Origin of the sequence: Oryzihumus leptocrescens (genome assembly GCF_006716205.1) — a bacterium.
GTDB lineage: Bacteria > Actinomycetota > Actinomycetes > Actinomycetales > Dermatophilaceae > Oryzihumus > Oryzihumus leptocrescens.
On the sequence record NZ_VFOQ01000001.1, the window covers coordinates 2,351,566 to 2,376,677 of the forward strand.

A 25,112-nucleotide genomic window follows, 5' to 3' on the forward strand; every position below is an offset into this window, starting at 1 on the left:
CCTCAGGTCGCCGGCTCGACGTGGCGCACGGCTATCGCGGCCACATCGTCCTCGCGCTCGGTGTCGGTCATCCGGGCGACGAGCCCCGACAGCAGCTCCGACAGGTCCGGGCCGGACAGCGTCCCGGCGCGGCGCGCCAGGCGCTCCAGCCCGGCGTCGATGTCCTCGCCGCGGCGCTCGACCAGGCCGTCGGTGAACGCCAGCAGGGTGGCACCGGCGCGGAACGGCACCCGCAGCGTGCGCCGGTCGAAGCCCTCCAGGCCCAGCGGTGGTGACTCCGCCAGCGGGAGCCGCTCGACGAAGCCGTCCGGGCCGACCACCAGCGGCGGCGGGTGCCCGGCGTTGACCAGGGCGATCTCGTCGCGCTGGGCGTCGACGACGAGGTAGACCAGGGTGACCAGCTGGGCGATGTCGTAGCGCCGGAACATCACGTCGAGCTTGGTCATCACCGCGTCCGGGCTGGGGTCGATGACGATGTAGGCGCGCAGCGCCGAGCGCACCACGGCCATGGACGCCGCGGCGAGCAGGCCCCGGCCCATGACGTCGCCCATGAACACCGCCAGCCGGCCGTCCTCCAGCGGGACCGCGTCGTAGAAGTCGCCGCCGACCTCGGTGCTGCCCGCCGGCCGGTAGACGCCGGCCAGCTCCCAGCCGGGCAGCTCCTCCAGCCGCTCGGGGGACACCGCACGCTGGAGGCGCAGCGAGGCCTCGCGCGTCTCGCTGTAGAGCAGCGCGTTGTCGATGGCGACCGCCGCCCGGTGGGCGAGGTTCTCGGCGAAGGCCAGGTCGGACTGGTCGTAGCGGTGGCCGGACTCGGCGCTGACCAGGGTCAGCACCCCGAGCACCTGCTGGCGGGCGATGAGCGGCACGACCAGGCCGCTGCGCAGCTGCAGCTCCCGGGACAGGCGCAGGTGCTCTTCGTCGCGGGCACCGGCGACCAGCATCTCGTCGGTGACCTCGGGGTACAGCTCGCTGACCCCCGTCCGGGCGACGTGGTGGGCGCCGGCCTGCGCCGTGGGGTCCGGCGGGTAGCGCTCCGACAGCTCCTGGGCCAGGACCACCTTGGCCGGGTCGACGTGGGCGACCGCCAGCGTGGTCAGGTCGCCGTCCTCGACGACCTGGACGGCGCACCAGTCGGCGAGGGTGGGCACGGCCAGCCGGGCCACGTTGGCCAGGGTGGAGCGGTAGTCCAGGCTGCTGGACAGCTCGGCCGCCGCACCGGCGAGGAAGGACAGCTTGGCCGAGCGGTCCGCGGCGTCGGCCAGCGCCTGGAGCCGGTCGATCGCCTGGGCGGTCGCGTCGGCCAGGGTGCTGAGGAACTCCAGCTCCTGGTCGTCGACGTGGCGCGGGCCGGGGAAGGACAGCCCCATCGCCCCCAGCGGCCGCTCCCCCACCACCAGCGGCAGGGCGATGAACGTGCGCTCTTCCGGCACCCGCTCGTAGGTCTCCGGGAACCGCTCCTTGATGGCGGCGGCGCCCTCGACGACGACCGGCTTGCCGGTGCGGATGGCCTCGGCCGAGGGGGTCTGGTTGGACACCGAGTAGCGCTCGTAGGCGGTGGACAGGCTCCGGTCGTCACCCCGGAAGCCGACCAGCCGGACGTTGTGCTCGTCCTCGAGCAGGCTCAGCGAGGCGAGGTTGGCCCCGACCGCGTCCGCGGCGTGCGACACCACCGTCTCGGTGACGCCCTCGAGGTCGTGGGCCGCCGCCAGCTCCGCGGTGACCTTGGCCAGCCGGTTCAGCCGGGTGGTCAGCTGCAGGATCCCGGCCCGGGCGGCCTCGAGGTCGGTCACGTCCTCGGCCACACCCAGCACGCCGACCACCTCGCCGGCGTCATACAGGGGTGAGTCGGTGATCTGGACGAGCTTCTCGGCACCGCTGGCGGTGCGCACGAGGAACTCGCCGGTCCACCGCTGCCCGGCGGTGACCTGGCGCATGATCTCCTGGGCCGCGGCCAGGCCCCCGGTGGGCACCAGCAGGTCCATGACGCTGCTGCCCCGCAGCTGGTCCTGGGTGTAGCCGTAGAGCGCCTCGGCGACGGCGTTGCAGTAGAAGATCGTCCCGGTGAGGTCGGCACCGATGACGGCAGCGCCGAGCGCGTCGAGCAGCGCCGTGTCGCTGCGCCAGCTCGGCGGCAACGTCATCGCCTTCCGCCCTTCACACACAGGATCTTGACAGCCGGGACGGTGCCGCGTCAGCAGAATGCCGACGCGAGCCTGCGGGCCGTGGGCCGGCCCGTGCTCAGGTCAACGTCCGGTAGCCCTCCCACGCTCCCGCCCGGTCGATGAGGAAGGCAAGCTCCCACGCGTACTGCCGCCACGCGTCATACCGCCCGCTCTTGCCGCCGTGCCCGGCGACCATCTCGGTGCGCAGCAGGACCGGGCGCTCGTCGGGGTCGTTGGTGACCGTGTCACGGAGGCGGGCCACCCACTTGGCCGGCTCGACGAAGTAGACCCGGGTGTCGTTGAGGCTGGTGGTGGCCAGGATCGCGGGGTAGCGGACCGGGGCGATGTTCTCGTACGGCGTGTAGGCCTTCATCGCGGCGTAGACCTCGGGGTCGGCCAGCGGGTTGCCCCACTCCTCCCACTCCGGCACGGTCAGTGGCAGCGACGGGTCGAGGATCGTCGTCAGGGCGTCGACGAACGGCACCGCGGCGTGCACGGCCGCGAACCGCGACGGCGCGAGGTTGACCGCGGCGCCGATGAGCAGCCCGCCGGCGCTGCCGCCCTCGGCGACCAGCCGGTCGGGGTGCACCCAGCCGGCCTCGACCAGGTGGTCGGCGCAGGCCACGAAGTCGGTGAAGGTGTTGGGCTTGGCCGCGAGCTTGCCCTCGTCGTACCACCGGCGCCCCATCTCGCCGCCACCGCGAACGTGGGCGATGGCATAGACGAAGCCGCGGTCCAGCAGCGAGAGCCGGGCCACGGAGAAGTAGGGGTCCATCGACATCTCGTAGGCGCCGTAGCCGTAGAGGAGCCCGGGGTTGGTACCGTCGGGGCGCGCCCGGCGCCGGTGCACCAGCGAGATGGGCACCCGGGTGCCGTCCGCGGCGGTGGCCCACTCCCGGTGCTGCTCGTACTCCGCCGGGTCGTAGCCGCCGAGCACGGCCTGGCGCTTGAGCAGGGTCAGCGCCCCGGTCGCGACGTCGACGTCGTAGACGGTCCGGGGCGTCACCATCGACTCGAAGGTGACCTGCAGCTCGGTGGCCTCCCACGCCGGGTTGTTGCCGGTGGACACCGAGTAGACCGGCTCGTCGAAGCGGACCTCGCGGGCCGGACCGAAGCCCTGCGGGGCGCCCTCGTCGCGCCGCAGGACGCGCAGGGCGCTCAGGCCGTCGCGACGCAGGGAGACCACCGCGTGGCCGGCGAACGCCTCGACCCCGAGCACCCGCTCCCCCGGCACCGGCGGGATCCACGGGGTCCACTGCTCGGGGCTGGTCGCGTCCAGCGGCGCCTGCGCCACCTCGAAGTCGGGGTCGCCGGCGTTGTGCACGACCAGCAGCCGGTCGCCGGCCGGCTCCACGTCGTACTCCACGCCCTCCCGTCGCGGCGCGACCACGCGCGGCTCGACGAGCGGGGTGGCGGCGTCGAGCAGCCAGCACTCCGAGGTCAGCTTCGAGGCCACCTGGATGACCATCCAGCGCTCGTCGCGGGAGGAGCCGATCCCGAGCCAGAACCGCTCGTCCGGCTCCTCGAAGACCATGACGTCGGCGCCGACCGGGGTGCCGACCTCGTGCCGCCACACCTCGTGCGGTCGCCACGCGTCATCGACCCGTGTGTAGAACAGGTAGCGACCGTCGAGCGACCACACCAGGCCGTAGCCGATGTCCTCGACCGCGTCGTCGACGACCTCGCCGGTGGCGATGTCCTTGACCCGCAGGGCGAACCGCTCGTCGCCCTCGACGTCGACGGCGTAGGCGACCCGGGCGCCGTCGTCACTGACCTCGAGCGCGCCGAGGGAGAAGAACTCGTGCCCCTCGGCCTCGGCGTTGCCGTCGAGCAGGACCTGCTCCCCCGCGGGCGCGGCGCCGTCGTCGAGCGACGGCCGCTGCGCGGGGTCGCTGACCGGGGCCCGGCACTGCGTGGCGTACTGCTTGCCCTCGAACGTGCGCGCGTAGTACCACCACCCCCGGTAGGCCACCGGCACCGACAGGTCGGTCTCCTGGGTGCGGCTGCGGATCTCGTCGAAGATCTCCTCCCGCAGTGGCTCGAGGTGGGAGGTCACCGCCTCGGCGTAGGCGTTCTCGGCCTCGAGGTGGGCGATGACCTCCGGGTCGGACTTGTCCCGGAGCCACTCGTAGGGGTCGACGACGCGGTCACCGTGGTGGTCCCGGACGGTCTCGACCTGCTTGGCGCGCGGCGGCGTAGGCATGGGTGCAGCCTAGTTACCGCAAGGACCGGCGAAGGGACGGTGTCGTCATGGCGGACCGTGGATCAGGTGACGGCACGCGGGCGCTGCGGACGCGGTGCTGCATCGCCGGTGGCGGACCGGCCGGCATGGTCCTGGGCTACCTGCTGGCCCGGGCCGGCGTCGACGTCGTCGTCCTGGAGAAGCACACCGACTTCCTGCGCGACTTCCGCGGCGACACCATCCACCCCTCCACGCTGGAGGTCTTCCGCGAGCTGGGCCTGTTCGAGCAGCTGCGCCCCTTGCTGCAGAACGAGGTCCGCACCCTCGACGTGGTGGTCAACGGCCACCGGGTCACGCCGGTGGACTTCGCCACGCTCGGCGGGCCGTGCGCGTTCCTCGGCCTGATGCCGCAGTGGGACCTGCTGGACTTCATCGCCCGGCAGGCCGGCGCCTTCCCCGGCTTCCACCTGGTCATGGGCGCCGAGGCCACCGGGCTGCTCTGGGACCGGGGCGCCGTCAGCGGGGTCCGCGCCCGCACCGCCGAGGGCGGGCTGGAGGTCCGCGCCGACCTCACCGTCGCGGCCGACGGACGCAGCTCGACGCTGCGCCACCAGGCCGGTATGCCGGTCCGCGAGTCCGGGGTGCCGATCGACGTGCTGTGGTTCCGGCTGCCCAAGCCCGCGGTGGAGCCACCGCCGACGCTGGCCTACCTCGACGCCGGCGAGATGGTGCTCACCATCGACCGGGGCAGCTACTACCAGTCGGGGATGCTCATTCCCAAGGGCGGATTCACCCGGGTGCGGGCCGAGGGCATGCCGCGGCTGCGGGAGCGGGTGGTCGGTGCCGCGCCGTTCCTGGGCGAGGTGGTCGGCGAGCTGCGCGAGTGGGACCAGGTCAAGCTGCTCACCGTGCAGGTCAACCGGGCGACCCGGTGGCACCGGCCGGGCATGCTGCTCATCGGCGACGCGGCCCACGCGATGTCCCCCGCCTTCGGGGTCGGCATCAACCTCGCGGTGCAGGACGCGGTCGCCGCCGCCAACCTGCTGACTAGGGCGCTGCGGCACGGGCCCGTCCCCGAGGCCACGCTGGCCGCGGTCCAGCGCCGGCGCGAGCGCCCGACCGTGGCGATGCAGTCCCTGCAGGTGCTGCTGCACCGCCAGGTGGTGCGCCCTGGTGGCCCGGCGGCCGGCGTGCCCCGGAGCTTCCCCCGGCCGGTGCGCCTGCTGGGACGTGCGGCCCAGCCGATCGTGCAGCGCCTGGCCGCCCGCCTGGTGGGTCGAGGGTTCCGCCCCGAGCACGTGGCCGGTGCCGTGCCCGTTCGGCGGACAGGGGCGCACGACCGGACCTAGCCTGCTGACATGGGCGCCACGTTCACCCGGCGCGCCTTCGCCGTGGGCACCGGCACCGCAGCCGTGACCACCCTCGGGCTGGCGCTGGGCGCCCACGCCCGGGGGCAGGACACCGTCCCGGGCGGCCTGGTGGCCAGCCGCGCGCCGCTGCCCGCGGCATACACCCTGCCGTTCGTGGTGCCGCCGGTGGCCGTGCCGGTGAGCACCACCGGCGACACGGACGTCTACGAGGTGCACGAGCTGGAGCGCACCCTCCCGGTGCTCCCCGGCCTCGCGACGCCGCTGTGGACGTATGCCGGCAGCTTCCCCGGCCCCACCATCGTCTCCACCGTCGGGCGGCGCACGGTCGTGCGGCACACCAACGAGCTGCCGGTGCCCGTGGTGGTGCACCTGCACGGCGGCCACGTGCCGGCCGGGGACGACGGCTTCCCGACCGACGCCCTCCTGCCCGTCGGGTCCGGCCCGGTGACCTACGGTGCGGGCGTCACGGCCGGCGGCGGCACGGCCCCCGGCAGCGGCGCGGCGCACCTCGGGCCCAGTGGCCAGCGCGCCGGGGGCGGCAACGACGCGGGCCTGCCCGCCGGCGCACTCGGTGTGCTTGCCGACCCCGCGGCGCGGGTGGCCTCCGGCACCCGGGACTACGTGATGCCGCCGCAGCCCCGTGCGGCGACGTTGTGGTACCACGACCATTGGATGGGGGCGACCGGTCGCGCGATGTGGCGCGGCCTCATGGGCGTCCACCTCGTGCTGGACCCGGCGGAGGACGCCCTGGGCCTGCCCACGGGCGAGCGCGACCTCCCAGTGCTGCTCTGTGACCGGGCGTTCGGGGCCGACGGCACGCTCACCTACCCCGTCGCCGGACCGATGACCGCGCCGGGGCACGCCATGGCCACCCCGTTCATGGACGGGGTGCTCGGCGACGTGGTGCTCGTCAACGGCGTGCCGTGGCCTCGGCACGAGGTGGCCGGCGCCCGACACCGGCTCCGCCTGCTCAACGGCTCCAACGCCCGCGGCTGGTCGCTCGCGCTGGACCCCCCACCGCCGGGCGGGGGCGGCCTCGTCCAGGTGGGCTCGGACGGCGGCCTGCTGCCGCGGCCCCTGCCTCGGGACACCATCCGCCTGGCACCCGGCGAGCGCTGCGACGTGGTCGTCGACTTCGCCCGCTACCGCCCGGGGACGCGGGTCCAGCTGGTCAACCGAGCCGGGCAGGGTCGGACCCGTCAGGTGATGCAGTTCGTCGTGGGCGCCCGCGTGGCGGACCCCTCCCGCGTGCCCTCCACGCTGGCGTCCGGGCCGGCGCACGACCCGCGCTCGGCGGTGGTCCACCGGAGCCTGGCCTTCGAGCGCTGGGGCGGGGCCGGCGGCACCTGGACCATCAACGGCGAGGCGTTCGCCCCGGACCGGCCCCTGGCCCGGCCGGTCCTCGGCCAGCTCGAGGTGTGGCACCTGGCCAGCGACGTGAGCCACCCGGTGCACCTGCACCTGGAGCAGTTCGAGGTGCTCAGCCGGGGGCGGGCGGGGCCCGGCCCGGACGACCACGGTTGGAAGGACACGGTCAGCCTGCGCGCCGGCGAGGAGGTCGCCATCGCGGTGCGGTTCACCGACTACGCGGGCCGCTTCGTCGTGCACTGCCACAACGCCGAGCACGAGGACATGGGGATGATGGCGACCTTCGTCACCGGCTGAGGGCGGTTGGTGCGCCCGGTGCGTCAGCGGCGGCGCAGGAGGCGACGCAGCAGGAACGCGGCCCCGGTCAGGAGGAGGGCGCCGGCGAAGTATGGCGCGTAGCGGCGCAGCAGGACCGGGAGCACCGTCGTGCCGAGGTCGAGCTCGGCCGGCGGCCGGTGCGACGGGGGCGAGGGAGCCGCCGCGGGAGCGGGAGCCGGTGCCGGTACGGGTGTCGGTGCGGCGGCTGGCCCGGTCGGGGCAGCGGCGACCGCTCCACCCTCGGGGGCCGCGGCTTCCGTGGCCGGGGTGAGCTCGGCCCGGAGGCAGTCGACGAACTGGGCCAGCAGCTTGTCCGAGACGTCCTGCATGACGCCACGACCGAACTGCGCCGGCTTACCGGTGATGTTGAGGTCGGTGTCGACGACCGCCTCGGTGGCGCCGTCCCCCGCATCGCTGAGCTGCAGGGTCACGGTTGCCGCGGCGGTGCCGTTGCCCCGGCGGTCCTTGCCCTTGGCCTCGATCACGGCCCGGTGCGCCGACTCGTCGCGCTCGACGAAGCGGCCGGTCCCGTTGTACTGCAACGAGATCGGCCCCAGCTTGACCTTGCAGTTGCCGGTGAAGCCCTCCCCCTCGACCGAGGTGACCTCGGCGCCGGGGAAGCAGGAGGCCGTGCGTTCGAGGTCGTTGAAGGTGGCCCAGGTGGTGTCGACGGTGGCCGGCACGGTGAACCGGTGCTGGAGCTGCACGGAACCTCCTGCGAGTCAGGCGGTGCCGTCTCGCGCCTCGGCTCTCACCCGGGGCGCGGGACGGCACCAGCGGTCATCCGGCGGCGGCGAGCACCGCTCGGGCGGTCAGCACGGTCGCGAGGTGCCGACGGTAGTCGGCGTCCCCGTTGGTGTCGCTCGGCGGCTGCGTGCCCTCGGCGGCGGACGCGGCTGCGGCGCGGACCGCCTCCTGCGTCGGGGCAGCACCGACGAGCGCCTGCTCCACGGCGGTGGCGCGCACGGGGGTGGACCCCATGTTGGTCAGGGCAACCCGCGCGTCGGCGATGGTGCCGCCCTCGACGCGCGCCGTCGCCGCGACCGCGACGATCGACCACTGCTGGGCCACGCGGGTGAACTTCTCGTACTGCGCGCCCCAGCCCGTGTGCTTGGGCACGCGGACCTCGGTGAGCAGCTCGTCCTCACCCACCGCCGTGGTGAACAGGTCCTGGAAGAAGTCCGACGCGTCGACGATGCGGGTGCCGCCGCTGCCCTGGATGACCATCTGCGCCCCCAGGGCCAGCGCGGGGGCGAGCAGGTCGCCGGCCGGGTCGGCGTGGACGAGCGCCCCGCCGAACGTGCCCCGGTGACGGATCTGCGGGTCGGCCACCGTCTCGGTGGCCAGGGCCAGCAGGAGCGCGTGCTCCCGGACCAGCGGGTGGCCGGCGACCTCGTGGTGCGGGGTCATGGCGCCGATGACGACCGCGTCGCCGTCGTCGCGCACGCCGCGCAGGGCGTCGATGCGCCCGAGGTCGATGATCGTCGCGGGCGCCGCGAGACGGAGCCGGAGCACCGGGATGAGGCTCTGCCCGCCGGCGAGCACCTTGGCATCGTCGGCGTCACGGAGCAGCTGCAGCGCCTCGTCCACCGAGGTCGGGGCGTGGTAGTCGAACTGTGCCGGGATCATGCCTGCTGCCCTCCCTCGCGCTTCTCGGCGACCGACTGCTCGCTGCTGGGTCTGACCGGTGTCGCCGCGTCCTGCCCGTGGACCGCCTTCCAGATGCGGTGCGGCGTGCACGGCATCGTCACGTCGTTGACGCCGAACGGGCGCAGGGCGTCCACCACCGCGTTGACCACCGCGGGCGTCGAGGCGATCGTCCCGGCCTCACCGACCCCCTTGACCCCGAGGTCGTTGGTCGTCGAGGGGGTCTCGGTCCGTGCCGTGACAAACGACGGGACGTCGGCGGCACTCGGGACGAGGTAGTCGACGAAGGACCCCGTGACCAAGGTGCCGGACTCGTCATACACCGCCTCCTCGAAGAGGGCCTGGGCGATGCCCTGCACGAGCCCGCCGTGCACCTGCCCCTCGACGATGAGCGGGTTGACCACCGAGCCGACGTCGTCGACGCAGACGTAGGAGCGGATCGTGGCCGCGCCGGTCTCGGTGTCGACCTCGATCGCGCACAGGTGGGTGCCGTGCGGGAAGGAGAAGTTGACCGGGTCGAATGACGCATCGGCGTCGAGGCAGGGCTCCACGCCGTCGGGCAGGTTGTGCGAGGAGAAGACCGCGAAGGCGATCTCGCCGAGGCCCACGCCCTTGTCGGTGCCCTTGACGCCGAAGCGTCCGGCGCTGAACTCGAGGTCGTCGACGTTGGCCTCGAGCAGGTGCGCGGCGATGGGCCGCGCCTTCTCGATGACCTTGTCCGCGGCCTTGAGGACCGCGATGCCGCCGACGACCAGCGAACGCGACCCGTAGGTGTCCAGGCCTCGCGGCGAGATCTGCGTGTCGCCGTGCAGCACCTCGATGTCCTCGAATGGCACGCCGAGCCGGTCCGCCACGATCTGCGACCAGGCTGTCTCGTGGCCCTGGCCGTGCGGGCTCGTCCCGGTGACCACCTCGACCTTGCCACTGGCCAGCATCCGCACGGAGGCGTGTTCCCACCCGCCGGCGGCGTACGACAGCGCCCCGAGGACCCTCGACGGGGCCAGGCCGCACATCTCGGTGAACGTCGAGATGCCGATGCCGAGCTGCACCGGGTCCCTGGCCTCGCGGCGGCGCGCCTGCTCGGCCCGCAGCTCGTCGTAGCCGAAGAGCTCCTTCGCCCGGGCCGTCGCCGCCTCGTAGTTGCCGGAGTCGTACTCCATCCCGGCGACCGTCGTGAACGGGAACTCCTCGTGGCGGATCCAGTTCTGCTCGCGCACCTGGATCGGGTCGACCCCGAGCTCGTGCGCCAGCTCGTCCATGATCCGCTCGATCGCGAACGTCGCCTCGGGACGTCCCGCGCCACGGTAGGCGTCGGTCCACGCCTTGGTCGTGAAGACGTTCGTGCAGTCGAAGCGGTAGGAGGGGAACTTGTAGATCGCGTTGTACATGAACGCCCCGAGGATGGGGATGCCCGGGGTCACGAGGCCGAGGTAGGCACCCATGTCGGCCAGCAGCTCGACCTTGAGGCCGGTGACCGTGCCGTCCCTGGTCGCCGCCAGGGTGATCTTCTGCACCTGGTCGCGTCCGTGGTGGGCCGCCATCAGCGACTCCGAACGGGTCTCGGTGTACTTGCAGGGCCTGCCCGTGTGCCGCGCCGCGAGGAGGGTGATGACCTCCTCCGGGGTGACCTGGAGCTTGCCGCCGAAGCCGCCGCCGACGTCGGGGGCGATCACCCGGAGCTGGCTCTCGGAGACGCCGCAGGTGAGCGCCAGCATGAGCTTGAGGATGTGGGGGATCTGGGTGGCCGACCACATCGTCATCTGCGCCGCGGTGGGGTCGACGACGACGGACCGGGGCTCCATGAACGACGGGATCAGCCGCTGCTGGCGGAAGGTCCGCTCCAGCAGGACCCCGTCCTGGCGGGCGGCGGCGATGGCGTCCTCGACGTTGCTGCCGGTGCCGGCCTCGGCCGAGTCGAAGACCCAGCGCGCGGAGATGTTGGTGCCCAGGTCGGGGTGGACCAGCTCGGCGCCCTCGGCGACCGCGGCCTCGAGGTCGAGCACCACGGGCAGGTCCTCGTAGTCGACGTCGACGAGCTCCATGGCGTCTCGTGCCTCGGCGGCGGAGCGGGCGATGACCACCGCCACGACCTCGCCGGCGAAGTTGACCGTGTCGACGGCGATGGCCGGGTGCGGCGGCGCCTTCTGGTCGGGGGTGATCGGCCAGGCGCAGGGCAGGCTGCCCTGCTCGGCGGCCACGTCGCGGCCCGTGAGGACCGCCACGACCCCGGAGGACTCCCTGGCGGCGGCGACGTCCACGGAGGTGATGCGGGCGTGCGCGACCGGGCTGCGGACCATGGCCAGGTGCAGCATGCCGGGCAGGACGATGTTGTCGGTCCAGCGGGTGCGGCCGGTGATCAGCCGCAGGTCCTCCTTGCGGCGGCGGGGGCTGCCGACCTCGGTGGCGGGGCGCTCGTCGACGGCGGTCATGACGCCGCCCCCTCGGAGGCGGCCGCGGCCGCGGTCTGCACGGCCTTGACGATGTTGTGGTAGCCGGTGCACCTGCACAGGTTGCCCTCGAGGCCCTCGCGGATCTCCCGCTCGCTGGGGTGCGGGTTGGACCCGAGCAGGTCGATGGACGCCATGATCATGCCGGGCGTGCAGTAGCCGCACTGCAGGGCGTGGCACTCGTGGAAGGCCTGCTGCACCGGGTGCAGCCGGCCGTCGGTGGCCAGCCCCTCCACGGTGGTGACCTCGTGGCCGTCGGCCTGGACGGCGAGCACGGTGCAGGACTTCACGCTGCGCCCGTCCAGCAGCACCGTGCAGGCGCCGCAGTTGCTGGTGTCACAGCCGACGACCGTGCCGGTCCTGCCCACCTGCTGTCGCAGGTAGTGGACGAGCAGGGTGCGTGGCTCGACCTCGTCGGAGTAGGTGCTGCCGTCAACGGTCATGCTGATCCGGGTCATGCGCCCTCCAGGGTGACTGGTCCCCTCGCTGCTCGGATGGTCCCCCCGAAGGGCAGGCGCGACAAGCGCCAGAAGTCCTATGCCGGTTCGGGCCTCAGCCGTGGTGGTGGATGGCCCCGGACAGCTCGCCGAGCCGCTCCCCCGCGCCTCCCCAGCGCAGGGCGATGATCTCCGCGGCGATGCTGACGGCGGTCTCCTCCGGGGTGCGCGCCCCGAGGTCGAGGCCGATCGGGCTGGCCAGCCGGGACAGCTCCCCGGTGGTCAGGCCGGCCTCGACCAGCCGGGCCATCCGGTCCTCGTGGGTGCGCCGTGACCCCATCGCGCCGACATAGGCCACGTGGGGCAGCCGCAGCGCCACCTCCAGGACCGGCACGTCGAACTTGGGGTCGTGGGTCAGCACGCAGATCACCGTGCGCTCGTCCAGGCGCCCCGCCTCGGCCTCGGCGGCCAGGTAGCGGTGGGGCCACTCCACGACGACCTCGTCGGCGGAGGGGAACCGGGTCCTGGTGGCGAACACCGGGCGGGCGTCGCAGACCGTGACGCGGTAGCCGAGGAAGGTGCCCATCCGCGCGACCGCGGCGGCGAAGTCGATGGCGCCGAAGACGATCATCCGGGGTGCCGGCGCGAAAGACTGGACGAAGACCCGTTGGCCCTCGCCACGGCGCTCACCCTCCGGCCCGTACTCCAGCGTCTCGACCCGACCCGCGGCCAGCAGCCCGAGGGCGTCGTCGGCCACCGCGTCGTCGACGCGTTCGGAGCCGAGCGAGCCCTGCCGCTCGGGCTCGCCGCCCGGCGGACGCACCACCATGCGCCGCCCGACCCGCGCCGGTTCCGGGTGGGCGATGACCGTGACCACCGCGACCGGCCGCTCGGCCTCGATGTCGGCGATGACGTCGCCGAGCTCGGGGAAGGACTCCCGGTCGACCTCCTCGACGTAGACGTCGAGGATCCCGCCGCAGGTCAGGCCCACCGCGAAGGCGTCGTCGTCGCTGACGCCGTAGCGCTGCAGGACCGGGCGCCGTGAGGCCACGACCTCCTGGGCCAGCTCGTAGAGGGCGCCCTCGACGCAGCCTCCGGACACCGACCCGACGACGGTCGCGTCGGGGCCGACCAGCATGGCCGCACCGGGCTGGCGCGGCGCGGAGCGGAAGGTCGCCACCACGGTCCCGACCCCCACCGGGTCCCCCGCCGACCACCATCGCTTGAGCTCCGGCAGCACGTCACGCATCAGCCACCACCTCGATCAGGGTCGCGAAGGTCGCCAGGCTGTGCCCGGCCACGAAGTCGTCAACGTACGGCAGGGCCGCGGCCATCCCCGCCTGGACGGGCTCGTAGCCCACCTTGCCCCGGTGCGGGTTCATCCACACGACCCGGTGGGCGAGGCGCGCCAGCCGGCGCATCTGCTGCCCCAGCAAGGTGCAGTCGCCCCGCTCCCACCCGTCGCTGCACACCACGACCACGGCCCCGCGCGCCAGGCCGCGCTGCCCCCACCGGTCACAGAACGCCTTGAGCGACTCCCCGAGCCGGGTGCCGCCCGACCAGTCGGGCACCGTCTCCCCGGCCAGGCGCAGGGCGGTGGCCGGGTCCCGCTGCCGCAGGGCCCGCGTCACGCGGGTGAGCCGCGTGCCGATGGTGAACACCTCGACGCTGCGCGGCTCGACCTGCACCAGGACGTGCGCCAGGCGCAGCAGGCTGTCGGCATACGGGGACATCGACCCGGAGACGTCGACGACCAGGACGACCCTGCGGGGCCGGGGCGCGCGCCGTCGGTGCCGGATCGGGCCCGGCTCCCCCGCCCGGCGCAGCGCGTCGCGCATCGTCCGGCGGGCGTCGATCGGCCCGCGCGGAGCCGGTCGGTGACGCGTGCCGCGTCGACGCGGCAGCTGAGGCCGCAGGGTCGCGAAAAGCCTTGCCAGCGATGCGCGTTCGGCGGCGTCGAGGTCGGCGATGTCACGGTGGCGCAGGACCTCCGCCCGGCTGGCCATCGCGGCCACCGTGGCGTCCTCCTGGGCCCCTGCTCCGGTGTCGCCCGGCTCCTCGAGCGGAGCCTGCCGGGGCGCCGACGGCGCCGACGGGGGTCCGCCCGGGCGCCACGAGCCGGCGAAGAACGCGCTGAACACCGCGTCGTACCGGCGCAGGTCGTCCGGCCCCGCGCACAAGGTGGCGCGCCCCGCCCAGTAGACCGCCTGCGGGTCGTCCGCGCCGACCTGGGCGACGGCGCCCAGGAACGTCTGCGTGCGGTCGGAGGTGACCGGCACGCCCGCGTGCCGCAGCGCCGTCGCGAAGCCGACCATGACCCGGTCCGCCTCGAACGCCGGGGCCGCGCTCATCTCAGCCGGCCAGGACCGTGTCGAGCGAGGCGCGCACCCGGTCGGCGTCCTCGCGGTACTTCAGCACCGCCCCCAACGTGGCTGCCGCCGTCTCGAGGTCGAGGCTGTCGCGGCCGAGGGCCAGCAGCGCCTCGGTCCAGTCGAGCGTCTCGGCGACGCCCGGCGGCTTGAGCAGGTCGGCGTTGGCGCGCATCCGCTGCACCGCCGCCACGACCTGCTCGGCGAGCCGCTGCGACACCTGCGGCAGCCGGCGGCGGACGATCTCGACCTCGCGGGCCATGCCGGGGTGGTCGATCCAGTGGTAGAGGCATCTCCGCTTGAGCGCGTCGTGCACCTCGCGGGTGCGGTTGGAGGTGAGCACGACGACGGGCGGCCGGGTCGCCGTGATGGTCCCCAGCTCGGGGATGGAGACCTGGTAGGTCGAGAGCACCTCCAGCAGGAACGCCTCGAACTCGTCGTCGGCCCGGTCGATCTCGTCGACGAGGAGCACGGCGGGGCTCTCGCGCAGCGCCCGCAGCACCGGCCGGGCCAGCAGGAAGCGCTCGTCGAACAGCGACTTCTCGACCTCCTCGACGTCGACGCCCTCCTCGGCCGCGCGGGTGGCCTCGATGGTCCGCAGGTGCAGGATCTGCCGCGGGAAGTCCCAGTCGTAGAGGGCCTGGCTGGCCTCGATGCCCTCGTAGCACTGGAGCCGGATCAACGGCAGGTCCAGGCTCTCGGCCAGTGCCTCCGCCAGTGCCGTCTTGCCGGTCCCCGGCTCGCCCTCCAGGAGCAGCGGCCGGTGCATGGCGAGGGCGATGAAGCCGATGGTCGCCAGGCCGTCGTCGGCCAGGTAGCCGGTGCCGGCGAGTCGCTGGGCCAGCTCTGCCGCCGAGGCGATGTCCTCCACGCCCCAAGCATCACCCCACCGGCCCCGTCCCGACCACCGCGAAACGTCCTGCCCGGCCGGCGCCACCGCCGCGCCGGCTGACGGCGCCCGGGACGGCACGGATGAGCGCGCCCGGGTATGCCGGGTGCGCGCGGTGCGCACCCGGCATACCGATCGCGCGGGTCAGCCGCTGAGGCAGGCGGGGCCGAGCAGGGCCTTGAGGTCGCCGAACAGTGCCGGCGAGGCGGTGACGCGCAGCGTGTCGTCGAGCCGGACGAGCACCGAGCGGCCGGGCTGGGTGAGCCGCAGGTGCACCTCGGTGACGCCCGGGTGGTCGGAGAGCACGCCCTTGATCCGCTCGGCCACGCCGTTGGTGGCGCGCGCCAGCGGCAGGCTGACCACGACCGGTCCGCGCGGGCCCTCCTTGAGGTCGGGCAGGGTCAGCTCCTGGGCGTAGATCGAGACCGAGTCGTCGCGCCGGTTGACCCGGCCCTTGACCACGCAGACGACGTCGTGGCCCAGCATCGTCGAGACCGTCATGTAGGCCGAGGGGAAGAACAGGCACTCGATGGCGCCGTCGAGGTCCTCGACCGTGGCGATCGCCCAGAGGTCGCCCTTCTTGGTGCGCTTGACCTGCAGGCCGGTGATCAGCCCGGCGATGGTCACCGTGGTGCCGTCGGGCTTGCCCTCCTCGCCGTTGAGCGTGGCGATCGAGGTGTCGGCGTGCTGGGAGAGCACGTGCTCGATGCCGAACAACGGGTGGTCGGAGACGTAGAGGCCGAGCATCTCGCGCTCGAAGGCCAGCAGCGTCTGCTTGTCCCACTCCCCCTTGGGCACCGGGGCGAGGCCGTCGAAGACGTCGCCGCCGCCGAGGCCGTCGGCGTCCTCGTCACCGAAGGAGCCGAACAGCGAGTCCTGCCCGATCGCCTCCTTCTTCTTCACCTCGACGAGGGCGTCGACGTACTGCTCGTGGACGGCGACCTGGCCGCGCCGGCTCTCGCCGAGGGAGTCGAACGCGCCGGCCTTGATCAGCGACTCGATGGTGCGCTTGTTGCACACGACGGCAGGCACCTTGCCGAGGAAGTCCTTGAACGAGGCGTAGCGCCCCTTGTCCTCGCGCGCGGCGACGATGGCGTCGACGACGTTGGTGCCGACGTTGCGGATCGCGGCCATACCGAAGCGGATGTCGGTGCCGACGGCGGCGAAGTTGGCGATCGACTCGTTGACGTCCGGCGGCAGCACCTTGATGCCCATGCGCCGGCACTCGTTGAGGTAGAGCGCCGACTTGTCCTTGTCGTCGCGGACGCTGGTCAGCAGCGCGGCCATGTACTCGGCCGGGAAGTTGGCCTTGAGGTAGGCGGTCCAGTAGGACACCAGGCCGTAGGCGGCGGTGTGCGCCTTGTTGAAGGCGTAGTCGGAGAAGGGGACGAGGATGTCCCACAGCGTCTTGATCGCCGCGTCGCTGTAGCCGTTGTCCTTCATGCCCTGGCTGAAGGGCACGAACTCGGCGTCGAGGACCTCCTTCTTCTTCTTGCCCATGGCGCGGCGCAGCAGGTCGGCCTTGCCGAGCGTGTAGCCGGCGACCTTCTGGGCGATCTGCTGGACCTGCTCCTGGTAGACGATCAGGCCCTGCGTCATCGACAGGATCGGGTCGAGCGGCTCGGCCAGCTCGGGGTGGATCGGGGTGATCGGCTGCTTGCCCGTCTTGCGCAGCGCGTAGTTGGTGTGGCTGTTGGCGCCCATGGGGCCGGGGCGGTAGAGCGCGAGGGCGGCGGAGATGTCCTCGAAGTTGTCGGGTTGCATCTGGCGCAGCAGGGTGCGCATGCCGCCGCCGTCGAGCTGGAACACGCCCAGGGTGTCGCCGCGGGCCAGCAGGGCGAACGCGGCCTCGTCGGTCATGTCCTTGGACAGCGCGTCGAGGTCGAGGTCGATGCCGCGGTTGAGCTTCACGTTGGCGACGGCGTCGTCGAGGATCGTGAGGTTGCGCAGGCCGAGGAAGTCCATCTTGACCAGCCCCAGCGTCTCGCAGCTGGGGTAGTCGAACTGGGTGATGATCTGGCCGTCCTGCTCGCGGCGCATGATCGGGATGAGGTCGATCAGCGGCTCGCTGGACATGATCACGCCGGCGGCGTGCACGCCCCACTGGCGCTTGAGGCCCTCGAGGCCGAGCGCGGTCTTGACGACCTCCTGGGCCTGCGGGTCCTCGTCGTGGACCTGGCGGAACTCGGCCGCCTCGGCGTAGCGCTTGTGCTCGGGGTCGAAGATCCCCGTCAGCGGGATGTCCTTGCCCATGACCGCCGGCGGCATGGCCTTGGTGAGCTTCTCGCCCATCGCGAAGGGGAAGCCCATGACCCGGCTGGCGTCCTTGAGCGCCTGCTTGGCCTTGATCGTGCCGTAGGTGACGATCTGCGCGACGCGCTCCTCGCCGTACTTCTCGGTGACGTACCGGATCACCTCACCGCGCCGGCGCTCGTCGAAGTCGACGTCGAAGTCGGGCATCGAGGGGCGTTCGGGGTTGAGGAACCGCTCGAAGATCAGGCCGTGCGGGACCGGGTCGAGGTCGGTGATGCCCATCGCGTAGGCGGCCATGGACCCGGCACCGGAGCCACGGCCGGGGCCGACCCGGATGCCGTTGCGCTTGGCCCAGTTGATGAAGTCGGCGACGACCAGGAAGTAGCCGGGGTAGCCCTTGCCGACGATGACCTCGATCTCGTAGGCCGCCTGCCTGGTCGCGTAGTCGGGCACGCCCTCGGGGAAGCGCCGGCGCAGGCCGGTCTCGACCTCCTTGATGAACCACGAGGTCTCGTCCTCCCCGGGCGGGCAGGGGAAGCGCGGCATGTAGCGCCCCTCGCCCTCGGTGAACGAGACCTCGCAGCGCTCGGCGATCAGCAGCGTGTTGTCGCAGGCCTCGGGCAGCTCGCGCCAGACGTGGCGCATCTCCTGCGGCGACTTCAGGTAGAACTCGTCGGCGTCGAACTTGAACCGGTTGGGGTCCATCAGGGTCGAGCCGGACTGCACGCACAGCAGCGCCGCGTGCGCCTGGGAGTCCTCGGCCTTGGTGTAGTGCAGGTCGTTGGTGGCGACCAGCGGCAGCCCGAGGTCCCGGGCCAAACGCAGCAGGTCCTTCTGGACGTCGCGCTCGATGCCCAGGCCGTGGTCCATGACCTCGCAGTAGAAGTTCTCCGCGCCGAAGATGTCGCGGAACTCCGCCGCCGCCTCGACCGCCTGCTGGTACTGCCCGAGGCGCAGGCGCGTCTGCACCTCACCCGACGGGCACCCCGTGGTCGCGATGAGGCCCTCGCCGTACTGGCTGAGCAGCTCGCGGTCCATGCGCGGCTTGAAGTAGTAGCCCTCGAGGCTGGCCAGCGAGCTCATCCGGAACAGGTTGTGCATGCCGGTGTTGTTGCGCGCCCACAGCGTCATGTGGGTGTAGGCACCGGAGCCGGAGACGTCGTCGCGGCCACCGTCGCCGAACTTGACCCGCGTCTTGTCGGTGCGGTGCGTGCCCGGGGTGAGGTAGGCCTCGACGCCGATGATCGGCTTGACCCCGTGCTTCTGCGCCTTCTTCCAGAACTCGTAGGCGCCGAAGACGTAGCCGTGGTCCGTGGTCGCGAGGGCGGGCATGCCCATCTGCGCCGCAGCCTCGAACAGCTCGTCGATCCGGGCCGCACCATCGAGCATGGAGTACTCGGTGTGGTTGTGCAGGTGGACGAAGCTGTTCTCGGAGGCTGCCTGTGTCGTCATCGGGGGCGAGTCTAGTTGCCCCCGGGGACACCGCCGGTATGCCGTGTGGTCACCCCGCGGGCGCGTGTCGCCGGCCCCCGGCGCGTCGCTGGCGACACGCCGGGGAAGGTGCACGGAGCACCTGCCGGTCAGGCGCCGATGCGGTCGAGCGCGGTCTGCAGGTCCTCGGGGTAGGGGCTCTCGAAGGTGACCTGCTCCCCCGTCCCGGGGTGCTCGAAGCCGAGCCGGACGGCGTGCAGCCACTGCCGCTCCAGGCCGAGCCGCCTGGCCAGCACCGGGTCGGCGCCGTAGGTCAGGTCGCCGGCGCAGGGGTGGCGCAGGGCGGAGAAGTGCACCCGGATCTGGTGGGTGCGGCCGGTCTCGAGGTGTACCTCGACCAGCGAGGCGGAGCGGAACGCCTCGATCACCTCGTAGTGGGTGATGCTCGGCTTGCCGCTCGCCAGGACCGCGAACTTGTAGTCGTAGCTGGGGTGGCGCCCGATGGGGGCGTCGATGGTCCCCTGCACCGGGTCGGGCAGGCCCTGCACGAGCGCGTGGTAGGTCTTCTCGACCGTGCGCGCCTTGAACGCCCGCTTGAGCAGGCTGTAGGCGTGCTCGCTCTTGGCCACGACCATCAGGCCGCTGGTGCCCACGTCGAGCCGGTGCACGATGCCCTGGCGCTCGGAGGCGCCGGAGGTCGCGATGCGGTAGCCGGCCGCGGCGAGCCCGCCGATCACCGTGGGTCCGGTCCAGCCCACGCTGGGGTGGGCGGCGACGCCGACCGGCTTGTCGACCACGACGAGGTCATCGTCGTCGTGGATGACGGTCATGCCCGGGACCGGCTCGGCCACCACGGCCAGAGCGGGGGCCGCGTCGGGGTCGGGCAGGGCCACCTCGAGCCAGGCGCCGGCGACGACCCGGTCGGACTTGCCGACGGCCTTCTGGTCCAGGGTGACCGCGCCGTCGGCGGCGAGGTCGGCGGCCTTGGTGCGGGACAGGCCGAAGAGCCGGGCGAGGGCGGCGTCGACCCGCTCACCCTCGAGGCCGTCCGGGACGGGGAGGGAACGGACGTCAGGCATCGGTGTGGGCCCCTGCCTCGTGCTTGGGTGCGTGCGGCTGCGTGCGCGAGCCGTCGATGCTGACCCCGCGCACGGCCAGCAGGCCGATGAGCACGGCGGCGGAGACGATGGCCGAGTCGGCCACGTTGAAGATCGGCCAGTGCGGCAGCATGAGGAAGTCGACCACGTGCCCGCGGCCGACCCCGGGTGGGCGGACCACGCGGTCGGTCAGGTTGCCCAGCGAGCCACCGAGCAGCAGGCCCAGGGCCCAGGCCCAGCCGAGGCTGCCGAGCCGGCGGCTGGTCACGATGATGACCACCACGACGGCGGCCGCGATCAGGGTGAGCACCCAGGTGGCGCTCGTGGCGATGGAGAAGGCGGCTCCGGGGTTGCGGGTGAGGTCGAGGCGCAGCACCGGGCCGAGGAGGTCCTGGGGGACGTCCGGCTGGAGGTGTGCGAGGGCCCAGGCCTTGGCGAGCTGGTCCGCAGCGTAGACCACGACGGCCGCGGAGATGAGCACCGCGAAGAGTCGGGGGCGACGGGACGGACGCCCGGTGGGCTCCTGCGTGGGGGACGGCGGACTGATTAGCGGCGCTCCTGCTTCTGCTTGCATGTCACGCATAGGGTCGCACGAGGGAAGGCCTGAAGGCGAAGTTTGCCGATCGGGTTGCCGCAGGACTCGCAGATCCCGTAGCTGCCGTCGGCGATCCGCTCGAGGGCGTGCTCGCTCTGGTCGAGCATCTCGCGGGTGTTGTTGGCGACCGAGATCTCCTGCTCGCGCTCGTAGGTCTTGGCCCCGGCGTCGGCCTGGTCGTCGCCCGACCCGTCCCCGGCGTCACGCATCAAGCCGACGAGGTCGATCTCGGCGGCGCTGATCTCGGCGCGCAGGCGGCTCACGTCCTCCTCGAGCTCGGCGCGGACCGCGTCGAGCTCGGCGGGGGTCCAGGGCTCCTCCTCGGCGCGCACCGCGAGGGCGCTGGCCGGCGCGGAGGCCTTCTTGGCCCGGCTGGCGGTGGTGCGCTTGGCGGTGGGCGCCGGCGTCCTGGCCGCCGTCGTCTTCTTCGCCGCCGCCCGCGTCGGGGTCGTGGGAGTGGTCGAGCCGGACGCGGTGGTCTTGGCGGCGGTCTTGGCCGCCGCCGGCGTCTTCTTCGCCGCGGCCTTCTTGGCCCCGCCGGCACCCGTCGTCGAGGCGCCGTTGGCGGCCTTTGCCCGGCTGCTCGCGACGGCCTTCTTCGTGGCTGTCGCCTTCTTTGCCGGTGCCGCCTTCTTCACAGCCATGCTCGGCCCCCTCGGGGTCTTGGGCACGCCCGGATGCCCCGGGCGATGACAGGTGCCGTGAGGATAGGCCTCGCACCCTGCCTTCTCAACGGAGAAACGCTGTATCTTTCGCCCGTTTCTCCCACACCCGGGCGGACACGGCCGAAGGCGTCCACCCGTCGGAACGGGTGGACGCCCTCCTGGTGCCCCGTCGGCGCCGGGCTCAGCCCTGGCGCTGGCCTTCCTTGACGCCCTCGACGCCGGTCTTGTCGAGGTCGCGCAGCTGGCCCTCGAGGTAGGACTTCAGGCGCGAGCGGTAGTCGCGCTCGAACGACCGCAGCTCCTCGATCTTGCGCTGGAGCAGGTCGCGCTCGCGGCTGAGCTCCTCGAGGATGACCTGCTTCTTCTGCTGGGCCTCGGCGATCATCCCGGTCGAGCGCTCGCGCGCCTCCGTGATCATCTGCTCGTGACGCGTGGTCGCCTCGGCGATGAGCGCGTTGTGGCGCGCCTGGCCGCTGGCGAGCAGCTCGTCGTACTTGGCCTGGCCGCTGGTGACCAGCTCGTGGTGGCGGGCCTCGGCCTCGCCGACCACCTTGTCACGGTGCTTCTGTCCCTCGGAGATGAGCCGGTCGCGCGTGGCCTGGCCCTCGGCGACGTGCTCGTCGTGGACCTTCTGGGCCAGGGCGATGACGCCGGCGGCGCCGCCACCACCGGCCGCGCCACCCAGCGCGGCAGCGGCAGCCACCGGGGCGTCGTTGCTGCTCTTGGCGGCCGCAGCGGAGCGCAGGCGCTCGTTGGACTCGGCCTGGATGCGCTCGGCGTCGGCACGAGCCCGCTCGGCCTCGGCCTTGAGCCGCTCGGCGTCGGTGCGGGCCTTCTCGGCCTCGAAGCGCAGGCGGTCGACCTCGGCGCGCGAGGTGTCCGCAGCCCCCTTGGACTTGTCGGCGTCGTCGCGCACGGCCTGGAGCTCGGCGCGGGCCCGGTCGGCCTCGGCGCGGGCCTTGTCGGCCTCGGCCTTGGTGCGGGCCACCTGCTCGGCGGACTCGCGCTGGGCCTTCTCCGCCTCGGACTGCAGGCGGGTGAGCTGCTCACGCGCCTCGCGCAGGGCCTGCTCGGTGGCCTCGCTCTTGCCGTCCTTCGCCGCGACCTTGGGCTCGGCCTTGACCGCCGGCTGCACCGCCGTCGCCGCGACGCCCGCGCCGCGACCCTTCTGGCACTCGGCCAGCTGGGCGCGCAGGTCGTCGTTCTCCGTGGTCAGACGACGCAGCTCGGAGACGACCTCGTCCAGGAAGTCGTCCACCTCGCGCTCGTCGTAGCCGCGGCGGAACTGCGTGGCAGTGAAGTTCTTGTTGAGGACATCCTCGGGCGATAGCGCCATGTGGTCACCTCGGTTGGCGGGACGGGGGCGGCACCCACGGTAGCGAACCGGTCAGGTGCGCAAGCCGCTTTGGTGCTGGTCGGGGCAAGTTCTTGTTCACCTTAAAGGATGTTCAAAGTGACCGAGACCGCCAGCATGAGCACGAGGAAGGCCAGGTCGAGGCGCACCGACCCCAGCGAGAGCGGGGGGATGACGCGCCGCAACGCCTTCAGTGGCGGGTCGGTCACGGTGTAGACGGCCTCGGCCAGGACGAGCACGACACCGGTGGGTCGCCACTCGCGGGCGAGGACCTGGATCCAGTCCAGGATCAGCCTGATGATCAAGGCAATGAAGAACAGGTAGACGAGCAGGCGGAGCAGGCTCAGGAACGCGTCCAGGATCATGGTCTCAGTGTGGCCTCATGGGCTGTGGCACCCCGCTCGGGGACACCGCGGCGTCAGCTCTGGTTGAAGAACCCACGGGCCGCGCCACGGGGCGCCTCGGACTCCTCGGCCGCCACCTCGACGTGCGCAGGTGAGAGAAGGAACACCTTGCTCGTGACCCGCTCGATGGACCCGTGGAGCCCGAAGACCAGTCCCGCGGCGAAGTCGACGAGGCGCTTGGCGTCGGAGTCGTCCATGTCGGTGAGGTTCATGATCACCGGCGTGCCGTCGCGGAAGCTCTCCCCGATGGTCTTGGCCTCGTTGTAGGTCCGGGGGTGGATCGTGGTGATGCGGTTCAAGGGTCCGACCTCGACGTCCCGCACGACCCGGGCGACCGGCGTGCGCTGGGGCAGGGGGGTGACGGCGCCGCGCTCCTCGCGGTGCGCGGCCGGCTCGGGGTGCGACGGCTCGTCGTAGGAGTCGTACTCCTCGTAGCCGTCGTAGCGCTCGTCCTCCTCGGCCAGGCCGAGGTAGACCATCGTCTTGCGCAGCGCCCCTGCCATGTGAGCTCCTAGGTCATGCGGCTTCGCGCCGGTCGTTCGTTCGACCCGACGCTACCGGTGAGCAGGCCGCGAACCGAGGATTGCGCTTCCGACACGCAGGTGTGTCGCCCCGTGGGCGATGGCCGCCTCGAGGTCCCCGCTCATCCCCGCCGACACCCAGGTCGCCCCGGGGTGGCGCTCCCGTATGCCGGCCGCGACGGTCGCGAGGTCGGCGAAGGCGCGGTCGGGTTCGGCCCCGAGCGGGGCCACGGCCATGACGCCGCGCAGCCGCAGGTGCCCCATCCCGGCGACGACGTCGGCGAGCTCTCCGGCCTGCCCGACCGGAACCCCACCCCGGTCGGGGTCGGCGTCGAGGCTGACCTGGACCAGCACGTCCAGCGTGCGGCCGGCCGCCTGCGCCCCGCGGTCCAGCGCGTGTGCCACCTTCGCGCGGTCCACCGAGTGCACCACGTCGGCGTAGCGCGCGATCGACCCGGCCTTGCGGCTCTGCAGCCGGCCCACGAAGTGCACCCGCGGCACGATGGCCCCGTCGGGGCCCTCGTCGCCGGCCGCAGCGCAGCGCAGCTCGGCGACCTTGGCCGCAGCCTCCTGGTCGCGGCTCTCCCCCACGTCGGTGACCCCCAGCCCGGCGAGCAGCGCGACGTCGGAGGCCGGGAAGAACTTGGTGACCACGACGAGGTGCACGTCCTCGCGGCGGCGACCGGCCGCGGTACAGGCGCGCTCGATCCGTTCCTGCACGGCGGCGAGGGCGGCGGCGAGCTGCTCGCGGCGCCCGGTGGGGGCAGCGGCCTCAGCCACGCCCGGTCCCGGGCAGCAGCCGCACGACGCCGGCGAAGCGGCCGGTGACCTTGTCGCGGCGGTAGGAGTACAGGTCGGCGGACTCGCGGGTGCAGCCGGGCACCCAGTGCACGGTGACGTCGAGCCCGCGCAGCTGGGTGACCACCCCGGCGGCGACGTCGATGGCGGGGGTGCCGGTCCAGGACACGGTGGCGCTCACCGGGGCCACGCGGGCCGCGTCCGCGCGCATGGCGGCCGGCACCTCGTAGCAACGGCCGCAGACCGAGGGCCCGACCGCCGCCTCGATCCTGCGGGCCCCGAGCTCGCGCATCGTGGTGACCGCGCGGCCGACGACGCCGGCCACCATGCCCGGGCGGCCGGCGTGCACCGCGCCGGCCACGCCCGCCTCACGGTCCAGCAGCAGCACCGGCGTGCAGTCGGCGACGAGGACGGCCAGGGCGACGTCGGTGCGGGTGGTCACCACCGCGTCCGCGTCGGGCACGGCACCCGACCACGGCCCGTCGACGACGACGACCTGGTCCCCGTGCACCTGGTTCATGAACAGCAGGTGGTCGCGGGGCACCGCGACCGCCTCGGCGACCCGGACCCGGTTGGCCTCGACCGCGACCGGCTCGTCGCCGACGTGACCGCCGAGGTTGAGGCCGTCCCACGGTGCGGCACTGACGCCGCCGTGGCGGCTGGTGAAGCCCCAGTGGACGCCGGACCGGTCCGCCGAGGGCTCGAGGCGCTGACTCCAGAGGAACACGCGCCCAACCTACGACAGCGCGTGCCCGCACCGGACCCGGGCACGGCGAAGGGCGGCCACCCTGCGGGTGACCGC

At 72.9% G+C, this 25,112-nt stretch carries 20 protein-coding genes; 2 read left to right on the forward strand and 18 right to left on the reverse strand.

What is annotated here, in order from left to right; translation table 11 throughout:
* Nucleotides 1-2: 2 nt before the first annotated feature.
* A complete protein-coding gene (locus FB474_RS11090; protein ID WP_141788694.1) occupies nt 3-2,144 on the reverse strand; it encodes a SpoIIE family protein phosphatase in 2,142 nt (713 codons plus the stop codon).
* A 97-nt stretch (nt 2,145-2,241) separates the two neighbouring features.
* Entirely contained in the window at nt 2,242-4,368 is a 2,127-nt protein-coding gene (locus FB474_RS11095; protein ID WP_141788695.1) for a S9 family peptidase, read from the reverse strand.
* A 47-nt stretch (nt 4,369-4,415) separates the two neighbouring features.
* Between FB474_RS11095 and FB474_RS11100 the strand changes: the two genes are divergently transcribed.
* Both FB474_RS11100 and FB474_RS11105 read left to right on the forward strand, forming a co-directional pair.
* Entirely contained in the window at nt 4,416-5,696 is a 1,281-nt protein-coding gene (locus tag FB474_RS11100) for an FAD-dependent oxidoreductase (RefSeq protein ID WP_141788696.1), read from the forward strand.
* Nucleotides 5,697-5,705: 9 nt separating this feature from the next.
* The gene (locus tag FB474_RS11105) at nt 5,706-7,382 is read left to right on the forward strand and encodes a multicopper oxidase family protein (protein WP_141788697.1); all 1,677 of its coding nucleotides are present in this window, start codon (nt 5,706-5,708) and stop codon (nt 7,380-7,382) included.
* Between the two features lie 23 nt (nt 7,383-7,405).
* Here FB474_RS11105 and FB474_RS11110 read toward each other — a convergent pair whose 3' ends face one another.
* The 16 genes from FB474_RS11110 to pgeF form a co-directional block, all read right to left on the reverse strand.
* On the reverse strand, nt 7,406-8,110 hold the full coding sequence (locus FB474_RS11110) for an SRPBCC family protein (protein WP_141788698.1): 705 nt from the start codon (nt 8,108-8,110) through the stop codon (nt 7,406-7,408).
* 73 nt (nt 8,111-8,183) lie between these two features.
* The gene (locus tag FB474_RS11115) at nt 8,184-9,032 is read right to left on the reverse strand and encodes an FAD binding domain-containing protein (RefSeq protein WP_141788699.1); all 849 of its coding nucleotides are present in this window, start codon (nt 9,030-9,032) and stop codon (nt 8,184-8,186) included.
* Nucleotides 9,029-11,479 carry a xanthine dehydrogenase family protein molybdopterin-binding subunit gene (locus FB474_RS11120; protein WP_141788700.1) on the reverse strand — a complete coding sequence of 817 codons (2,451 nt, stop codon included), beginning with the start codon at nt 11,477-11,479 and terminating at the stop codon, nt 9,029-9,031. Before FB474_RS11120 ends, FB474_RS11115 begins: the two co-directional genes overlap by 4 nt.
* A complete protein-coding gene (locus FB474_RS11125; protein WP_141788701.1) occupies nt 11,476-11,955 on the reverse strand; it encodes a (2Fe-2S)-binding protein in 480 nt (159 codons plus the stop codon). The genes FB474_RS11120 and FB474_RS11125 overlap by 4 nt, the downstream gene beginning before the upstream one ends.
* A 94-nt stretch (nt 11,956-12,049) precedes the next feature.
* A complete protein-coding gene (locus FB474_RS11130) occupies nt 12,050-13,183 on the reverse strand; it encodes an XdhC family protein (RefSeq protein ID WP_141788702.1) in 1,134 nt (377 codons plus the stop codon).
* The gene (locus FB474_RS11135) at nt 13,176-14,285 is read right to left on the reverse strand and encodes a vWA domain-containing protein (RefSeq protein WP_141788703.1); all 1,110 of its coding nucleotides are present in this window, start codon (nt 14,283-14,285) and stop codon (nt 13,176-13,178) included. Before FB474_RS11135 ends, FB474_RS11130 begins: the two co-directional genes overlap by 8 nt.
* 1 nt (nt 14,286) lies before the next feature.
* A complete protein-coding gene (locus FB474_RS11140; RefSeq protein ID WP_221632627.1) occupies nt 14,287-15,165 on the reverse strand; it encodes an AAA family ATPase in 879 nt (292 codons plus the stop codon).
* A 171-nt stretch (nt 15,166-15,336) separates the two neighbouring features.
* Complete coding sequence (gene dnaE, locus FB474_RS11145) at nt 15,337-18,897, reverse strand: DNA polymerase III subunit alpha (RefSeq protein ID WP_141788705.1); 3,561 nt, start codon at nt 18,895-18,897, stop codon at nt 15,337-15,339.
* Nucleotides 18,898-19,025: 128 nt separating this feature from the next.
* Nucleotides 19,026-19,955, reverse strand: coding sequence for an RluA family pseudouridine synthase (locus FB474_RS11150; protein WP_141788706.1), 930 nt, complete (start codon nt 19,953-19,955; stop codon nt 19,026-19,028).
* On the reverse strand, nt 19,948-20,454 hold the full coding sequence (gene lspA / locus FB474_RS11155; protein ID WP_342778119.1) for a signal peptidase II: 507 nt from the start codon (nt 20,452-20,454) through the stop codon (nt 19,948-19,950). The genes FB474_RS11150 and lspA overlap by 8 nt, the downstream gene beginning before the upstream one ends.
* Nucleotides 20,455-20,519: 65 nt before the next feature.
* Nucleotides 20,520-21,212 (reverse strand): TraR/DksA family transcriptional regulator, encoded by a 693-nt coding sequence (locus FB474_RS21420; RefSeq protein WP_141788708.1) that lies wholly within the window; start codon nt 21,210-21,212, stop codon nt 20,520-20,522.
* 202 nt (nt 21,213-21,414) lie between these two features.
* Nucleotides 21,415-22,569 carry a DivIVA domain-containing protein gene (locus FB474_RS11165; protein ID WP_141788709.1) on the reverse strand — a complete coding sequence of 385 codons (1,155 nt, stop codon included), beginning with the start codon at nt 22,567-22,569 and terminating at the stop codon, nt 21,415-21,417.
* A gap of 101 nt (nt 22,570-22,670) precedes the next feature.
* A complete protein-coding gene (locus FB474_RS11170; RefSeq protein ID WP_141788710.1) occupies nt 22,671-22,952 on the reverse strand; it encodes a YggT family protein in 282 nt (93 codons plus the stop codon).
* A 53-nt stretch (nt 22,953-23,005) separates the two neighbouring features.
* Nucleotides 23,006-23,494, reverse strand: coding sequence for a cell division protein SepF (locus FB474_RS11175; protein WP_141788711.1), 489 nt, complete (start codon nt 23,492-23,494; stop codon nt 23,006-23,008).
* 51 nt (nt 23,495-23,545) lie between these two features.
* Complete coding sequence (locus FB474_RS11180) at nt 23,546-24,292, reverse strand: YggS family pyridoxal phosphate-dependent enzyme (RefSeq protein WP_141788712.1); 747 nt, start codon at nt 24,290-24,292, stop codon at nt 23,546-23,548.
* A complete protein-coding gene (gene pgeF / locus FB474_RS11185) occupies nt 24,285-25,037 on the reverse strand; it encodes a peptidoglycan editing factor PgeF (protein ID WP_141788713.1) in 753 nt (250 codons plus the stop codon). Before pgeF ends, FB474_RS11180 begins: the two co-directional genes overlap by 8 nt.
* Nucleotides 25,038-25,112 lie beyond the last annotated feature (75 nt).

Excerpts from the sequence above, each read along its gene's own strand:
- FB474_RS11090 (WP_141788694.1), bottom strand. The coding sequence starts at position 2,144 with ATGACGTTGCCGCCGAGCTGGCGCAGCGACACGGCGCTGCTCGACGCG.
- FB474_RS11095 (WP_141788695.1), bottom strand. The coding sequence starts at position 4,368 with ATGCCTACGCCGCCGCGCGCCAAGCAGGTCGAGACCGTCCGGGACCAC.
- FB474_RS11100 (WP_141788696.1), top strand. The coding sequence starts at position 4,416 with ATGGCGGACCGTGGATCAGGTGACGGCACGCGGGCGCTGCGGACGCGG.
- FB474_RS11105 (WP_141788697.1), top strand. The coding sequence starts at position 5,706 with ATGGGCGCCACGTTCACCCGGCGCGCCTTCGCCGTGGGCACCGGCACC.
- FB474_RS11115 (WP_141788699.1), bottom strand. The coding sequence starts at position 9,032 with ATGATCCCGGCACAGTTCGACTACCACGCCCCGACCTCGGTGGACGAG.
- FB474_RS11120 (WP_141788700.1), bottom strand. The coding sequence starts at position 11,479 with ATGACCGCCGTCGACGAGCGCCCCGCCACCGAGGTCGGCAGCCCCCGC.
- FB474_RS11125 (WP_141788701.1), bottom strand. The coding sequence starts at position 11,955 with ATGACCCGGATCAGCATGACCGTTGACGGCAGCACCTACTCCGACGAG.
- FB474_RS11130 (WP_141788702.1), bottom strand. The coding sequence starts at position 13,183 with ATGCGTGACGTGCTGCCGGAGCTCAAGCGATGGTGGTCGGCGGGGGAC.
- FB474_RS11135 (WP_141788703.1), bottom strand. The coding sequence starts at position 14,285 with ATGAGCGCGGCCCCGGCGTTCGAGGCGGACCGGGTCATGGTCGGCTTC.
- dnaE (WP_141788705.1), bottom strand. The coding sequence starts at position 18,897 with ATGACGACACAGGCAGCCTCCGAGAACAGCTTCGTCCACCTGCACAAC.
- FB474_RS11150 (WP_141788706.1), bottom strand. The coding sequence starts at position 19,955 with ATGCCTGACGTCCGTTCCCTCCCCGTCCCGGACGGCCTCGAGGGTGAG.
- FB474_RS21420 (WP_141788708.1), bottom strand. The coding sequence starts at position 21,212 with ATGGCTGTGAAGAAGGCGGCACCGGCAAAGAAGGCGACAGCCACGAAG.
- FB474_RS11165 (WP_141788709.1), bottom strand. The coding sequence starts at position 22,569 with ATGGCGCTATCGCCCGAGGATGTCCTCAACAAGAACTTCACTGCCACG.
- FB474_RS11170 (WP_141788710.1), bottom strand. The coding sequence starts at position 22,952 with ATGATCCTGGACGCGTTCCTGAGCCTGCTCCGCCTGCTCGTCTACCTG.
- FB474_RS11175 (WP_141788711.1), bottom strand. The coding sequence starts at position 23,494 with ATGGCAGGGGCGCTGCGCAAGACGATGGTCTACCTCGGCCTGGCCGAG.